Source organism: Streptomyces sp. DSM 106670, assembly GCF_055792845.1.
This window is the reverse complement of the sequence record NZ_CM147704.1, coordinates 3,938,752-3,954,942: the sequence shown is the minus strand read 5'-3', so window position 1 is coordinate 3,954,942 and position 16,191 is coordinate 3,938,752. Positions and strand designations below refer to the sequence as shown.

Here is a 16,191-nt window from a genome sequence, read left to right as displayed (position 1 = left end):
GTGGAACGCGAAGGCCGCGCGGTGGGCGCCGCGAGCGGGGAGCTGGTGACGATCGGGGAGTTCGCCCGGCTGTCCCGGCTCTCCGCCAAGGCGCTCCGGCGCTACGACGAGCTGGGCCTGCTCCGGCCCGCCCTGGTCGACCCGGTGAACGGCTACCGGTACTACGACCCGGCGCAGGCGGAGGAGGCCCGGCTCGTGGCGTGGCTGCGCAGGATCGGCATGCCGCTGAGCCGGATCGGCCGGGTCGTCGCGCTCGACGCGGGCGCCGCGGCGGTGGAGATCCGGGCCTACTGGGCGCGGGTGGAGGCCGAGACGGCGGCCCGGCGCGATCTGGCGATGTACCTCGTCGACCATCTGTCAGCGGAAGGCAGGGCCATGGCGCGGATACCGGGCACCACGGGGAACACGGGAAGCACAGAAACTACGGGAAGCACAGGCACCACGGGGAACACCGGCGGTACGGGGAGCACCGGGAGTGCGGGGGCGGGGTCCCTCGCGATCCGGTGCGCCGCGCTGACCGATACCGGGGCGGTGCGTACGGCGAACCAGGACGCGGCGTTCGCCGGGCCCCGGCTGCTGGCGGTCGCCGACGGTTTCGGGGAGGGCGGGGCCGAGGCGAGTGCGGCGGCGATCGAGGCGCTCAAGCCCTCCGCGTGGGGCTCCGGGGACGGTGCGCCGTCCGCCGCGGATCTGCTGAACGCCCTGGAGGACACGGCGGATTCCGCCTCGCGGGCGGTCCGGGATGCGGTCGCGTCCTGTGCGGCCCCGGACGGTTCGGGGACCACGCTCACCGCGATGCTGTGGACCGGGTCGCGGCTCGGGCTCGTCCACATCGGGGACTCGCGGGCGTATCTGCTGCGGGGCGGTGAGCTGTTCCGGATCACGCACGACCACAGCCTGGTCCAGTCGATGATCGACGAAGGTTCGCTGAGCCGGGAGGAGGCCGCTTCCCACCCGCAGCGCGCACTGCTGCTGAAGGCCCTGGTCGGCGAGGCGCGGTCCGCCCAGGTCGCGGTGGCGTCCCGTCCCGACGTCCGCCTGCAGGAGGTGCTGGCCGGGGACCGCTATCTGCTCTGCTCGGACGGCCTGTCGGCGGTGGTGGACGAGGCGGACCTGAGGGCGGCGGTCGTCGCGGCGGACGATCCGGAGGAGGCCGTACGCCGGTTGGCCGGCCTGGCCCGCGAGGCGGGCGGGCCCGACAACGTGGCGTGTGCCGTCGCCGACGTCGTCGTCGAGGAACAGGAGAGGGAGCAAGAGCAGAAACGGGAGGAGTAGCCGGACCGGGAGAAGGGGCGGCTCGGGTCAGAGGCGCCAGTCGGGGGAGTGTTCGGGGCGGTAGGCGCAGGTGGTCCCGGTCGTCACGGAGGCCTTCAGATGGGCCGCCAGCGCGGGGTGCAGGGTCTCCAGCTTGCGCAGGGTGTCGCGGATCCGGGCGGTGACCGTCTTGCGGGCCCGCTCGGTCTGGTCGCCCAGCCGCCGGGTCCGGCCGCCGAGCCCCGCCGCGGTGCGGAGCTCGTCGAGAAGGGCCTGCCGCTCCCGGTCGTACGTCTCGACCTGCCGGGTGTCGTCCCGGGCGGCGGCTCGGTCTATCTCGGCGTCCAGCCGGGCCAGGCGTTCCTTGTAGCGGCGCTTGGCCTCCTCGTCGAGCACCGGGTCGCCGCCGAGCTGCCCGGCGGCGACGACGAGCTCCCCGCCCTCGGGCGCGAGGAGCCGGACCGCCGGGACGTCGGCGCCGGGCAGCCCCAGCAGACTGTGCAGGTCCCGCAGCCCCTTGGCGTCCGGGACATGCACGGTCACCCCGTCCCACCGCAGCTGCCACACCGGCCCGTTCCGCCGGAACTCGGCGGTGGCGGGAGCGGAGGCGGCGGTCCCGGCCGTGGCGGAAGCGGCGGAGCCGGAGGAGGCGGCGACGGTGCGAGGAGCGGTGGGCGGGGCCGTACGGAGGGCCGAGGCCTCGGCCTCCAGGTGACGCAGCTCCAACTCGCCCGCCTCCCGCGCCACTTCACCGAGCAGCCGCCGAGCCCGCCCCACGTCACCGCCACCCTCCGCGACACCGCCACCTTCCGCACCGCCGCCACTCCTGCCACCGGCGGACTCCGCACCGGCGCGGGCGAGCAGGGCGCGGGCCAGGCCGAGCCGGGCGCGTACGGCCCAGGGGCGGGCGCCGAGGCGGTCCGAGGAGGCGGCGGCCTCGGTGAGCGCCGCCACCGCCGCGTCCTGGTCGTCGCGCGCGGCGGCGAGCATCCCGAGCCAGAGGTCGACGGGGCCGCCGATGTCGCACCCGTACAGCGAGACGATCCACTGGCCCGTGTAGGGGGTCAGCTCGTCCTCCGCGCGGGCGACGAGGCGCCGGTCGCCCGTCACCGCGGCCGTCTGGGCCAGCAGCCGGAGCCACAGCGGCATGAACGCCCGCGGATAGGGGCCGTCGCGGTCCGTCTGCTCGGCGATCAGGCGCAGCGCGGGCGTCGCGTCGCCCTGCTCCACCGCCGTGACCGACTCCAGCAGCCCGGGGTAGGGGTACCCGGAGGCCGGAAGTTTGCTGAGAACCTCCTCGGCCTCGGCGAAGTGCCCCTGCAGCAGATGCAGCGCCCAGTGCAGGTGGTGTCCCATGAAGCCGAAGGCCGCGTGGTCGTTGTTCTCCGGGTCGAGCGCGTCGTCCCGGAGCGCGGTGGTCGCCTCGGCGAACCGGCCCTGCAGGGAGGCGATCAGACTGGTGTCGACGGCGATGGCCAGGGCGAACCGGGGCAGCTCGCTCTGTTCGGCGAGCCGGACGAACGTACGGTACTGGTCCACGAAGGCCGGGTCGCCCAGCTCCAGCAGCGCCACCCAGCGCATCGACGTCGCGTGCAGCTCCATGTCCTGGTGCCGGGTGCGCCGGCCGATGACGGTCATCTCGTCGGTCAGCTCGATCCGCTCCACCGCCGAGCCGAGGCCCCACACGGAGTCGTGGCGCGCCCAGAGCGAGAAGGCGAGCGCCTCGTCGTCCGAGCCGCTCCGGGCCAGCGCCATGATGTTGATGGCCAGCTCCTGGGCGAGCCGGTCGTCGGAGAGGCTCTCCTGGCCCTCCTTGCCGGTGAGTCCGCGGTGCGCCCCGACGAGGAGGTCCCTCGTGGAGGCGTCGCGGCCGCCGCCCATGGAGCCGTCGCGGTAGAGGGTGATCGCCACCCGGGCCAGCAGCTCCGGGTCGTCCAGCTCCCGGGTGCGGGCGACCGCCCCGTCCAGCAGCCGCTGCGCCTCGGCGCTCTCCCCCGCGTGCCGGAGCTGCTCGGCGAGGTCGAGACCGATCAGCGCGGCCCGCCGGAGGTCGGGATCCTCGCCGGAGGCCACCGCGAGGGCGCGTCGGTAGTGGCCGACGGCCTCCTCGTCGGCCAGGCGTCCCGAGGCGTCCCGGGCGGCCGCCAGCAGCAGGTCGATCCGGCGGTCGCGCTCCAGCGCCCCGCCCGCGAGGTGGGCGTGCCGGGCCAGCTCGCCGGGCCCCACCGCGTCACCGATGCCGCCGTGCGCGTCCAGGGCCCGTACGACGGAGGCATGGGCCTCGCGGGCCCCGGCGTCGTCCAGCGAGGCGTACAGCGTCTCGCGCAGCAGGTCGTGGGCGAAGGCGTACTGACCGGACGGGCGGGGAACGACGACCCGGGCGACGACGGCCGACTCCAGCAGCCGCTCCACATGGGGCACCGGCGAACCGTGCACCACGGCCAGGACCTGCCGGCGGAACTCCCGGCCGAGCAGGGCGGCGCTGGTCAGCAGGGCGACGACCGGCTCGGGCAGCAGGGCGAGCCGCTGCCGGACCGCTTCCCGTACACCGGGCGGAATGGTGGAGACCGGGGCCCCGCTGTGCCAGAGCCGGGCGGTCTGCTCGACGAAGAAGGGGTTGCCGCCGGTGCGCCGGTGGACCTCGTCGACCAGCTGCGGTGCGGGCTCACGGCCCGTCGTCACCGTCATCAGCGCGCCCACCTCGTCCCGGCCGAGGCCGGTCAGCGTGAGCGTCGCGGCGGCGCGCGAGACCAGCGGCAGGATCAGCTGCTGGAGCGGGTGCCCGGGGGCCTCCACCTCGACGTCCCGGTAGGTGCCGATCAACAGCAGCCGCTCGAACCAGGCGTGCTGGGCGGCGAATTCGAGCAGCCGCAGCGAGGCCGGGTCGGAGCTGTGCAGATCGTCCAGGACGACCACCAGCGGCCGGCTCTGGGAGACCGTGACGAGGGCCGTGGTCACCGCGTCGAAGAGCCCGAAGGCCTCGGGCCCCTCCGGCGAACCGCCGCCCGGAGCGCCGTGCCCGGGTGAACCGCCGCCCGGTGGGCTCGTGCCCGTCGCCGTGCCGGGCTCGCCGCCCTGGGCCGCACCGGTGCCCGGGCCTCCGGCCGCCGCTCCCGGGACCGACAGTGTGCTGGGCCCCGGGCCGTCCGAGCCGCCCGTGGTGAATCTGACCGGATCGCCGAGGAGCACGGCGAGCCGGCCGTCCGACGCCTCCTGGGCCGCCGCCCATTCCGTCGCCGTGGCGGACCGGCGCAGACCGCGCAGGACCTGCACCCAGGGCCAGTAGCCCGGGGTGTTGTCGGAGTCCCAGCAGGAACCGCCGACCACCAGCGCCCCGCGCCGCCGCGCCTCGTGCGCGGCGTCGGTGACCAGAGTGCTCTTGCCGATCCCGGCCTCGCCGGTGACCAGCACGAGACCGCCGTGGCTGTCCGTGGCCCGGGCGATCTCCGAGCGGAGTACGCCGACGGGGTGGTCGCGCCCGAAGAGAGCAGGGGTCATGACCACACGATAGGAGCAGCCACTGACAACGGCCCCTCGTTTCTCCGCGAGCTGGTTCCCGGGGCCGCGCGCGCAACAGCCTCCGCGACCGTCAGTCGCGGACCACCGTCACCGGGCACGGCGCGTGCTGGGTGACATGGAGGCTGACCGAGCCCAGCAGGGTGGCCTTGAAACCGGTGTGGCCGCGGGCCCCGACGACGAGCAGATCGGCGCCCCGGGCGCGGTCCAGCAGGGCCTGGGCGGGATTGCCGATGACCACGATCTTGCTGACCGCGGCGGCGCCCTCGGCGCCGAGGGCCTCCTCCAGCGCCTCGGTGAGGGAGACGGTGGCCAGGGCCTGCGGGTCGAAGTCCTCCGGCATGCCCGGCATCATCGACGCCCAGCTGGTGGCGGGGTACTCCCAGCTGTTCACGGCCTCGACCGTGGCGCCGGTCAGCTCGGCCTGGCGCACGGCCCAGTGCAGTGCCTTGATCGAGGAATCGGAGCCGTCGACGCCCACAACGATCCTGCCCATATCTGCCTCCAGCTCGGTCGTGCTCGGTCGCGCTCGGTACAGCGCCCTGTCTCACTGTAATCAAATAGGGCAATCGGGGCGGGTCGATATGACCCGCCCCGTGGGCCATGACCCGCCCCTGTACCGCCAGCCCGCCCTCAGTCCAGCCGCAGGTCCGCGAGCTGCTGCTCGAAGGGGACGACCGCGTCCTCCCCGTCGTCCAGACCCAGGGTCCGCGAGGCCCCGGAGACCGTACGGCCCAGGACCGCGGAGGCCAGCTCGCCGCCCGCGCGCCGGATCCGGGACGGCAGGCCCTCGGTGTACTCGTCGCCCGAGGAGCCCCAGTCCTCCGACGCCGCGTAGACGGAGGTGGGCACGGTGACGGCCCGCAGATAGGCGAAGAGCGGGCGCAGCGCGTGCTCCAGGACCAGCGAGTGCCGGGCCGTGCCGCCCGTCGCGGCGATCACGACGGGCTTGCCGGTCAGCGCGGTGTGGTCGATCAGGTCGAAGAACGACTTGAACAGTCCGCTGTACGAGGCGGTGAAGACGGGCGTCACCGCGATCAGCCCGTCGGCCTCCGTCACCGCGTCGATCGCCTCCCGCAGTCCGGCCGAGGGGAAGCCGCTGACCAGGTGGTTCGCGATGTCCACGGCGAGATCGCGCAGCTCGATGACGCGAACCTCGACGCCTCGGTCCTGGTCGGCCGCAAGGCGCTCACGGGTGGCGGCGGCCAGCCGGTCGGCCAGCAGCCGGGTGGAGGACGGCTGGCTGAGCCCGGCCGATACGGCGACGATGCGCAGCGGGGTGGTGGCGAACATCGGGGTCAGCTCTCCTTTCCGGAGGCTCGGGCGGCGGCGACCGCCGGGTGGACGGGTGCGGACTCCGGCACACCGGCCGGCCGCAGGTTGGCGAACTCCTTGCGCAGGACGGGCACGACCTCCTCGCCGAGGATGTCGAGCTGCTCCAGCACTGTCTTCAGCGGGAGCCCCGCGTGGTCCATCAGGAACAGCTGGCGCTGGTAGTCGCCGACCGCGTCCCGGAACGTCAGCGTCCGCTCGATGACCTCCTGCGGGGAGCCCACCGTCAGCGGGGTCTCGCGGGTGAAGTCCTCCAGGGACGGGCCGTGGCCGTAGACCGGCGCGTTGTCGAAGTACGGGCGGAACTCCCGTACCGCGTCCTGCGAGTTCTTGCGCATGAACACCTGGCCGCCGAGCCCGACGATGGCCTGTTCGGCGGTGCCGTGCCCGTAGTGGGCGTAGCGGCGCCGGTAGAGGTCGACCATCTTCTTCGTGTGCTCCATGGGCCAGAAGATGTTGTTGTGGAAGAAGCCGTCGCCGTAGTACGCGGCCTGCTCGGCGATCTCCGGCGAGCGGATGGAGCCGTGCCAGACGAACGGCGGGACGCCGTCCAGTGGGCGCGGGGTGGCGGTGAAGGACTGGAGCGGCGTACGGAACTTGCCCTCCCAGTCCACGACGTCCTCGCGCCACAGCTTGTGCAGCAGGGCGTAGTTCTCGATGGCCATCGGGATGCCCTGGCGGATGTCCTTGCCGAACCACGGGTAGACCGGTCCGGTGTTGCCCCGGCCCATCATCAGGTCGACGCGGCCGTTCGCGAGGTGCTGGAGGGTGGCGTAGTCCTCGGCGATCTTCACCGGGTCGTTGGTGGTGATCAGCGTGGTGGAGGTGGACAGGATCAGCTTCTCGGTGCGGGCGGCGATGTAGCCGAGGGTCGTCGTCGGGGAGGACGGGACGAACGGCGGGTTGTGGTGCTCGCCGGTCGCGAAGACGTCCAGACCGACCTCCTCGGCCTTCTGCGCGATGGCCAGGGTCGCCTTGATCCGCTCGTTCTCGGTGGGGGTCCGGCCGGTGGTCGGGTCGGCCGTGACGTCTCCGACGGTGAAGATCCCGAACTGCATGGCGTCCGCCTTCCTGAGTCCCGGCCGGGGATCCGGGGATCCGGAGGCCCTGACCGATTTGGTTGAACGTTGAACTACACCCTACAACGGGGCCCCTCTCCGTCCTATTCCGCGCGGCCGGGAGCTCTTCCCGGGCGGGCGTACTCTGGAACGGTGAGCGAGCTGAAGAGCAACAGCGAGGAGTGGAAAGCGCGCGGAGTGTTCCTGCGCGTCTTCGTCTATGTCTTCGCGACGCACCTGTTCGCCGGATTCATCTGGCTCCTCTTCTACGTGGGCGGGCACGCGCCGAAGTAGACCCCCGCAGGAAGCGGCCCGCGCAGGAAGAGCCTCCTGCGGGAAGCGGACCCCTCTATAGTGAAGCCATGACCTCCGTCCCGTGCCGAAACTGGTGGCGCTCCTCATAGGAGCGGCCACAGCATCTGCACGGAACCAGGGCCGTTCGACATGGACGGCCCTTTTCGCTGCCCTCGTACGGCACCTTGTACGGCATCTCGTACGGCGCGGAAACGGAGACGAAGCGCAGCGGCGCTCACCGGCGGGGCCGTCCTCCACGCACCATCCACGCGAGGAGAGACCCGATCCCATGACCAGCACCGCCCCCGCCCCCGCATCCACCGCCACCACCACAGCGCCCACCGCCACCGCACCCGCCCCGGCCGCCTCCGCCGAGCTGGAGCGCCGTATCGCCCGGGACCCCGGCAGCTTCCGGGTCCTCACCGGGGACCGCCCCACCGGCGCCCTTCACCTCGGCCACTACTTCGGATCGCTGCTCAACCGGGTGCGCCTCCAGAACCTCGGCGTGGACGTCGTCGTCCTCATCCCCGACTACCAGGTCATCACCGACCGGGACATCGCGGACCGGCTGGGGGAGTACACCGACGGGCTGGTCCTGGACTATCTGGCCCTCGGTCTCGACCCCGCCCGGTCCACCGTCTTCTGCCACAGCGCCGTCCCCGCGCTCAACCAGCTCATGCTGCCCTTCCTCAGCCTGGTCTCCGTCGCGGAGCTGAACCGGAACCCCACGGTCAAGGACGAGATCGCGCACTCCCGGCAGTCCACGGTCAGCGGGCTGATGCTCACCTACCCGGTCCACCAGGCCGCCGACATCCTGTCCTGCAAGGGCAACCTCGTACCGGTCGGGCGGGACCAGGCGCCCCACCTGGAAGTCACCCGGACGATCGCCCGCCGCTTCAACGAGCGGTACGGCGATGTCTTCCCGGAACCGGAGACCCTGCTCTCCGCCGCGCCCCTGCTGCTCGGCACGGACGGCACGAAGATGAGCAAGAGCCGGGCCAACTCCGTCCCGCTCGGCGCCACCGCCGACGAGACGGCCCGCCTGATCAAGGGCGCGACCACGGACGCCGACCGGCACATCACCTACGACCCCGACGCCCGCCCCAACGTCTCCTCGCTGGTGCTGCTGGCCGCCCTCTGCCTGGAGCGGGACCCGCACGAGGTCGCCGCGGAGATCGGCGACGGCGGAGCCGCCGCTCTCAAGCGGACGGTGACCGACGCGGTCAACGGCCACCTGGCCGCCTTCCGGGCCCGGCGGGCGGAGTACGCGAAGGACCTGCCGTACGTGCGGTCGGTGCTCCGGGCGGGCAACGAGCGGGCGAACGCGCTGGCGGAGGCGACGCTGGACGAGGTGCGGGAGGCGATGGGCGCGTTCCGGTAGTCGGTCGCGCGAACCGCCCGCCCGTGGACCAGCCTCTACCGCCCCGGCACCACCGACCGCTGCCGTCGCAGCAGCTCCGCGAGGCCGCGGCGGGTGGCGGCGATGACCACCCGGTCCTGGGCGCGCAGGACGTATCCGGGGTGCAGGTCCCAGACCAGGCCGGAGGGCGGCGGCGTCGCGTCGCCCTCCGGGTCGTACGGCGGGATCGCGGCGAGGTCCGGGTTGCGGTCGGCGGGCGGGGTGGCGTCGATGGCCAGGACCCGCCAGGCGCCCGCCCGGAACGCCTGCTCGACCGTGTGGCCCTCCAACTGCGGGTGCCCCGCCACCTCCAGGGCCGCAAACAGCATGACCTTGCGCTCGACCGGGACCGCGCCGAGGATCTGGCGGCCCATCATGGCGACCGCGAAGGACGGCGCGGCCAGATGGGAGACCGAGCGGGAGCGGGTCAGGGCCTGGGGGTGCGCGGTGCGCAGGGTGCGGTAGACGGCGGTGGCGAACTCGTCGTCGTACAGCCGCAGCGCCACCCTCAGGTCCGGCTTCACCGAGCGGGCGTACAGCGCCGCTTCCAGGTTCGTCGTGTCGATGCTGGTCAGCGCGAGGAGGGCGCGGGCGCGGCGGATCTTGGCCGCTTCGAGGACGCCTTCCTGGGTGACGTCGCCGATGACGGTCGGCACATGCATCGAGCGGGCCAGCGGAATGCCCCGGGCCTCGGGGTCCTCCTCGACGACGACCACGGGGATGTCGAGCTCGCGGAGCCGTACGAGGACGCGCGTACCGATCTTGCCGAGCCCCAGCAGCACCACGTGCCCCGACAGACCGCGCGGCGGCCGGCGCAGCGAGGAGGCGGTGCGCAGGGTGCCGAACGCCTCCAGGACGGCGGCGAGCAGCAGTGGGAGCAGGAGCAGCCCGGCGACGCCGGAGAGCAGCTGGATGACCTTCCGGGCCGTCGTGCCGTCCTCCGACGGGTCGTTCATGCCGAGCAGGTCGAGCAGGGTCAGATAGGTGGAGTGGATCAGGCTGTCCTCGGTGGTGAGGAGCGAGGCGACCACCAGGGCGAGGGCCGCGAGCGCCACGCCGAGGGCCGACCAGCGCAGCCTGCGGGAGAAGACCTGGGAGAGCGGGGCGCCCCGGCCGCCCATGCGGGTGGCCGGACGGTCCGGGTCGGCCCGGCTGACCGCTTCGAGGACCACCGTGCCCCGGCCGGTCGCGGCGGCGATGGCGCTCTCGTCGGGCAGCAGTTGCGGGGCCTCGTCGCCGCTGCTGTCCGAACCCTCCGCGCCCGCCGGGTCGTTGGTGGTGGAGGAGAGCAGGGCGAGGGTGCACAGGCCGGGGTCGGCCCGCTCGCCGGAGCGGGGCGGGGGACGCTCGGCGGCGCGCAGGAGCAGCCCCTCGGCCTGGATGATCTTGCTGCTGCCGGTCAGCGCGGTCGCGGCGAGGGCCGGGGCCGCGGTGTCGGCGTCGGACAGGACGGTGGTGGAGGCGTCCAGCAGCGCCGGATCGATGCCGGGCATGGCGACCGCCGCCGCCTGGTCGAGCAGCTCCTCCAGATGCTGGCCGAGCTTGCGGTTGTAGAGCCGGATCACCAGCCGCAGACGGGGGTTGAGGCGGCGGGCGGTCAGGGCGGCACGGATGTTGCGCTCGTCGTCGTCGTAGACGAGCGCGAGGGCGGCGGCCCGGTCGACGCCCGCCTCCTCCAGTACGTCGTCGGAGGGCTCGGGGGCCTCCATGATGCGGACGGCCTCGACCCCGGCGTTGGTGTCGCCGCTGCCCCCGGTGGTCCCGCCGCCGTTGCCCGCGCGGTTCATCGCCGCCGACATCCGGCCGAACAGGGCGGCCGCCCGCCCCCGTTGGGTCAGCGGCGTCTCCGGGCTGTTCGCGTCCCGGCCCGGCGGCAGGAGCAGCGTGACCCGCTCCCCGTAGACGAAGCGCAGCTCCACGGCGAGCCGGCGCGCCAGGGCGTCGTCACCGCAGACGATCATGTGGCCGGCGGACGGCGGCCGTCCCGGCTGCTGAGGAAGTGGAGGCACGAAACCCAGCATGCCGTGATCCTTCCGGCTCGGTCTTCCCGATCGGTCCCGATCAGTGTGGAGTGTTGGTGATCTTCGCACGACGGCCGGGTGCGGGCCGGTCGTTGACCGCCCCGCCGTTGGCCCCTCCTTGGGGGCCCGCCAGCAGGTGCCGGGGGTCCGCCGCCCGCTGGATCGCCGTCTCGACCGCCGCGATCCGGTCCGCGAGCAGTCCGAGCGCGGCCACCGCCCGGGTCATCGGGTCGCCGTCCGGACCGCCGAGCGCCTGCGTACGGACGTAGGAGGCGGTGATCGCCGCCCACCGCTCGGCCTGTCCGGCGGTGAGCGTGCCACGCAGGGCGGCCAGCTTCAGCAGGTTGGCCTCGGCGCCGGTGGTGAGCGTCTGGGCCTCGCCCGCGTAGTGGTCCTCGACGACGGCGGACAGCTCGTCGTCGTTCATGACGGGCACGATCCGCTCGGCGATCTTGTTCATGTTGCGGTAGGAGCCCTGGAGCCGGAACGGCGGCTCGGTGCGCGTGGCGTCCGTCTGCGCGGCCGAGGCGATGTACGCCGCGTTCACCGCGAGCACGGTGTCCCGGGCCGTGAGCAGATGGCGCAGCACGGCCAGGATCCGGTCCAACTCGGCTGCACTGTACGGGTGTTCCAGGTGCTCCGCGCGCGCGGCCGGGTCGCTGCCGCCCGCCAGCCGCACCAGCAGCGCCAGATCGTCCCGGGAGCGGGCGGCCAGCGGGGCGAGGACCGGGTTGGCGGTCAGCGCGTTCTCCACGAAGCTCAGCGCGAAGACGTCGTCCCGGCCGCTGAGGACCTCGCCGAGGTTCCACACGTCGGCCCGGTTGGCGAGCATGTCCGGGATCCGGAACTGCTCGCCGGACTCGGTGTACGGGTTGCCCGCCATGCACACCGCGAACCGCTTGCCCCGCAGGTCGTAGCTGCGCGGCTCGCCGTCCCGCACGCCCTCGATACGGCGGGTGGCGTCGCACAACGGGATGAACTTCTGCAGCAGTTCGGGCGAGGTGTGCTGGATGTCGTCGAGGTAGAGAAGCGTGTTGTTGCCCGCCTCCAGGGCGAAGTTGATCTTCTCGATCTCCTGCCGGGCGGTGGCGCTCGGGGCCTGGTCCGGGTCGAGGGAGGTCACGTCGTGGCCCAGGTTCGGACCGCTGATCTTGACGAGGACCATGCCGAGCCGGTCCGCGACGTACTCCATCAGCGTCGTCTTGCCGTAGCCGGGCGGCGAGACGAGCAGCAGCATGCCCTGCGAGTCGGTGCGCCGGTCGGCGTCGGCGGTGCCGAGCTGCTTGGCCAGGCTGTCGCCGATCAGCGGCAGATACACCTCGTCGAGCAGCCGGTTGCGGACGAACGCCGACATCACGCGCGGCCGGTGGTCGTCCAGCCGCAGCCGCCCGCGCTCGGCGGTCACCAGCGAGGTGCGCAGCCGCTGGTAGGCGCGGAACCCGGGCACGGTGTCGTTGCGGAACTCGGCCGTACGGGCGAGGAGTTCGTCGATCCGTACGGTGAGGACCCCGCCGCCCGCGATGCGCGGGTGATCGCCGAGGAGGCCCTCAAGCCGCTCGGTGAGCGGGGCGTCGCAGGCGTACCGCTCCAGCTCCGGGCAGAGCTCCACCGCCACGGCCTCCGCCAGATCGCCGTCGCCCAGCTCCGCCCCCGTGGCCTCGGCGTACGGGGCGAGCCAGCCCTCCACGAGCTGCCGGCGCGCGGCCAGGTCGTCGCCGAGGGCCGCGAGGTCGTCCGCGTACGCGTCGGGGCCCGCCGCCCGGTGGAAGGCTTCCAGGAAGGCCCGGATCGGGGAGCCCACGACGAACCCGGAGGGCCCGGTGGTCAGCTCCTCGAAGAGGTACGCGGCGACGGCGTGGGCCGGTGCGGTGGGCGACGGGGAGCCGATCGCCGACGCCCACTCCTCCTGGAGCACCGCGATGGCCGGGGCGAGCCCGAAGGTGTCGCGGGCCCGGGCCAGCGAGACCGCGCGCCTGGTCCAGGAGGTGCGCTGTGCTTCCTCGGAGCCGTACGCCCAGAAGAGCTGGGCCGCCGCGCGGACGGCCGGCTCGTGGCGCAGCAGCCCGGCGTCCGTTTGCAGCCGCAGCAGGGCGGCCAGGATCGCGGTGGCGTCCTCGTCGTGGACGCCCCGCGTGTACCCCTCGTCGTACGCCTCGGCAGCCGACTCCCGTACGAGAGCGGCCAGTTCGGCGTCGGCGAGCGAGGCGAGGTGTCCGGCCCCGTGCTCGTCGAGGAGCCGGGCGGCCAGATGCTCGGCCCGGTAGACGGAGGCGTTCTCCGAGGGGAGCAGCTGCTCCCAGTACGGCCGGGCCGCCGCGAACTCCGGGTCGGTGACCGGGGCCCGGTAGTCGGTCCCGGTCAGCGCGAAGGCGAGGCTGTCCCCGGACGGCACCAGCGTCAGGTCGAACGGCTGGGTGTTCACCGCGAAGCGGTGGCGGCCCAGCTTGATCACGGACCCGCCGTCCGCGTACAGCTCGGTGCGGTCGCGCAGGGCGCGGCCCGCCTCCTGCCGGGCCGCCTTCAGCCGCCCGTCCAGCTCCTCGGCCCGTACCGGGTCGCCCAGTTCCCGCAGCTCGTCGGCGGTCCGACGGACCTTGGCGACCATCGGGTCGGAGGCGAAGTAGGTGTGGACGGCGTCGAGATCCTCCAGCGAGGCGACCCGCCGGGCGATCGTGTCCAGCACCCGGTCCGCCGACCCGGCCAGCCGCTCCGCGCGCCGCGCCCGCTCGTCCTGGAGGGTCTGCTTGCGCGCCGAGAACGCCTCGTACACCTCGGTGCGGCGCTCGGCCAGCTCGGCGAGGAAGTCGTCGAACTCCGCGAACCGCGACTCCAGGTTCTCCAACTGGAGCAACAGCCGCGCCAGTTGGTCGTCGCAGGCCTCCGGCGAATCGGCGGCGGCCAGCGCGCCCGTGACGGCCTGCCCGAGCAGCGCGAACTCGGCGGCGAACTCGGCCCGCCCCTCCTTCGACAGCAGCTCCCGGCGGCGCGCGTCCAGCGTGGCGCGGGCCCGGTTCGCCCCGCCCAGCACCTCCGCGATCCGCTCCAGGATCGACGTACGCACCGTGGCGTCGCCGATGTCGAGACCGGCGACCACATCTGTGACGGTGGCAAGGCCCTCCGTCATCGCGGACAGCCGGTCGGTCACGGCGGAGGCGTCCCGGACGGTCTCCAGCGCGCCCGCGTCGGCCACCAGCCCCGCGATGTCCTCGTGATACCCGTCGAACGCGTCCTCGCGGGCGAGGAAGGACACGGCCCGCTGGGCGGCGGAGGCGATGTCGTCCTCGGTCCGGGCCGACAGCTCGGCGATCCGCTCGACATCGGCGTACCGCATCTCGCCGACCGTAGCCAAGTGACCGTGCGCCTGCCGCAGTTCGGTCAGCCGCTCGACCCAGACGGACGCCGACCCGGGCACCTCGCCCCGCACCCGCCGCACCAGCGCGGTGATCCGCGCGGCGGTCTCCTCCAGCGCGTCGGCGGCCCGCCGGGTCAGCTCCTGTACGGCGGTGAACTCGGCCAGCACCTGCTGTGCGGTGGCCCGCAGCTCACCCAACGGCTCTGCCAGCGCACCCAGTTCGGGGTCGGACAGCCAGTGGTAGCGGTCCTGGGCGCGGGCGCAGTCGGCGGCGAGCTGTCCGTAGACCGCGGTCGTCGGCGTCATGTCCCGAACGCCGTGCGCGAGCGCGAGGCAGTCCGAAATCCCGCGCACCAGGTCGGCGTTGCCGGTCCGGGCGAGCGGACCCGTCCCGGCGGGCCGGGCGGCGGCGTAGGTGTCGGAGACGTACGGCGTCTGCCAGCGCTGCAACGGGTGCACCCGGGCCGGACCGTCCGGGTTGTCGCGGAGCAGGATCAGCGTGCCGTCGTCCAGCAGCGCGTGGCCGCGCCCGGTGAGCGGAGTGGCGACCTCCTGGCGGATCAGGTTGTAGGGCAGGAGGAGGCTGCGCAGGCCGTCGCGGGAGCGGAAGACGTAGAGCACGTCCTCGCCGTTGGGCGAGCGGACCGCGCCCTCGAAGACCGGCTCGGTCAGCTCCTCGGCGGTGTCGAAGGTCTTCGCGGTGCCGGTGGTGAGGTAGTAGCCGCCGGGGAAGATGATCCCCTGGTCCTCGGGCAGCCGGTGGCACGCGGGCCCGATCGAGTCGAGCCGCTGGACGCTGGAGAGCAGCGAGTTGAAGACGAGATACCGCCAGTCCGTCTCCTTGTACGGGCGGACCCGCAGCAGCACCAGCGGCCCGACCTCGGCGTACTCGACGTCGGCGTCGGCCAGCGACTGCAACGGCTCGTCGACGGGCTCCTCGTAGATGCCGTCCGGCGACTCGGTGTCGTCGGTGACCTTCACGGTGAGCGTGCCGCCGAGCGTGTCGACGAAGAGCCCGCCGCCCTTGCCGACGGCGATGTGCGGATGCCGTCCCGGAACGTGGGCGTCCCGTCCCGCCACGGTCCACTCGAAGTCGTGCGACGGCGGAAAGACATGATCGCGCTCGCCCTGCGCGTCCAGGAACGCCCCCGGCGAACCGTCCGCCCCGAGCGCCCAGCGCAGCACCCGGATGTCCTCGGCGTTCTCGCCGGTACGGAAGACGGCCAGCAGCTTGCCGTTGACGCGGCGCAGCCGGAGGAGGCGGGCGTCGCGGAAGTAGCGGTGGAGGGAGGAGAACTCGCGCCGGAAGCCCTCGTCGTCGAGGAGGGTGCCTTCCGCTCCGGGAGCGTCGTCCTCCGCGTCCGCGTCCCGTACGAGGAGGACGTCCTCGACCCCGGCCTCACCACGGGCTCCCGGCCCCCGCTCGAACCCGAACAGCAGCCGGCCGCCCACGGCGACGAGATCACGCGGCACGGAGGCCCGCTCGGTGCGGACCTGCTCGGTGGCCAGCAGCCGCAGCCCGGTCGACCCGAACTCCTCGGTCCGCCGGACGTTGAGCGCCTCGGCCCGCCGCACGAGCTCCCCGGCCTGCGCGGAGAGCCGCCGCCGCAGCACCTCGTAGGCACCGGCATCCACATCGGCCTCCCCGCCCTGAGGCGCGGTGACGGTGGCGGTGATGTCGCTGTCCATGCGTACGGCTCCCTACGTGATCTTCAGACTCGGCCCGCCCGGGTGGGCCCGTTCTTGGCGTGTGGCGCGGAACCGGAAATCCAGCCCGTCCGGCGTTTGAGGACGGAACCCTTGGGCTGGCGGGCCCGCTTCCCGACGTGCGGGGGCGAGCCCGAACTCCAGCCCGTCCGGCGCTTGAGGACGAAGCCCCCGACCGGGTGGGCCAGGCCTGGTGCGCCCACCCCCGTGGGACGCACACGCAGACCTTCCGGCCCCCCGGCCGAGGGTTCCGTCCTC

9 protein-coding genes are annotated in these 16,191 nt (G+C 73.4%); 3 read left to right on the top strand and 6 right to left on the bottom strand.

What is annotated here, in order from left to right:
* Window positions 1-1,275 carry a MerR family transcriptional regulator gene (locus ACSMXR_RS17485; RefSeq protein WP_473172294.1) on the top strand — a complete coding sequence of 425 codons (1,275 nt, stop codon included), beginning with the start codon at window positions 1-3 and terminating at the stop codon, window positions 1,273-1,275.
* A gap of 27 nt (window positions 1,276-1,302) precedes the next feature.
* Here ACSMXR_RS17485 and ACSMXR_RS17480 read toward each other — a convergent pair whose 3' ends face one another.
* From ACSMXR_RS17480 to ACSMXR_RS17465, 4 genes are all read right to left on the bottom strand, one after another.
* Entirely contained in the window at window positions 1,303-4,752 is a 3,450-nt protein-coding gene (locus ACSMXR_RS17480) for an ATP-binding protein (protein ID WP_473172293.1), read from the bottom strand.
* Window positions 4,753-4,843: 91 nt separating this feature from the next.
* The gene (locus ACSMXR_RS17475) at window positions 4,844-5,266 is read right to left on the bottom strand and encodes a universal stress protein (protein ID WP_137229238.1); all 423 of its coding nucleotides are present in this window, start codon (window positions 5,264-5,266) and stop codon (window positions 4,844-4,846) included.
* A 137-nt stretch (window positions 5,267-5,403) separates the two neighbouring features.
* Window positions 5,404-6,063 (bottom strand): FMN reductase, encoded by a 660-nt coding sequence (locus ACSMXR_RS17470; RefSeq protein ID WP_473172292.1) that lies wholly within the window; start codon window positions 6,061-6,063, stop codon window positions 5,404-5,406.
* A gap of 5 nt (window positions 6,064-6,068) precedes the next feature.
* Window positions 6,069-7,160 carry an LLM class flavin-dependent oxidoreductase gene (locus ACSMXR_RS17465; RefSeq protein ID WP_473172291.1) on the bottom strand — a complete coding sequence of 364 codons (1,092 nt, stop codon included), beginning with the start codon at window positions 7,158-7,160 and terminating at the stop codon, window positions 6,069-6,071.
* A 153-nt stretch (window positions 7,161-7,313) separates the two neighbouring features.
* Between ACSMXR_RS17465 and ACSMXR_RS17460 the strand changes: the two genes are divergently transcribed.
* Together ACSMXR_RS17460 and trpS are read left to right on the top strand one after the other, a co-directional pair.
* A complete protein-coding gene (locus ACSMXR_RS17460) occupies window positions 7,314-7,454 on the top strand; it encodes a DUF6126 family protein (RefSeq protein WP_167396279.1) in 141 nt (46 codons plus the stop codon).
* 289 nt (window positions 7,455-7,743) lie between these two features.
* Complete coding sequence (gene trpS, locus ACSMXR_RS17455) at window positions 7,744-8,835, top strand: tryptophan--tRNA ligase (RefSeq protein WP_473172290.1); 1,092 nt, start codon at window positions 7,744-7,746, stop codon at window positions 8,833-8,835.
* Window positions 8,836-8,870: 35 nt separating this feature from the next.
* Here trpS and ACSMXR_RS17450 read toward each other — a convergent pair whose 3' ends face one another.
* Window positions 8,871-10,874, bottom strand: coding sequence for an NAD-binding protein (locus ACSMXR_RS17450; protein WP_218525722.1), 2,004 nt, complete (start codon window positions 10,872-10,874; stop codon window positions 8,871-8,873).
* 40 nt (window positions 10,875-10,914) lie between these two features.
* Entirely contained in the window at window positions 10,915-15,915 is a 5,001-nt protein-coding gene (locus ACSMXR_RS17445) for a DNA repair ATPase (RefSeq protein ID WP_473172289.1), read from the bottom strand.
* Window positions 15,916-16,191 lie beyond the last annotated feature (276 nt).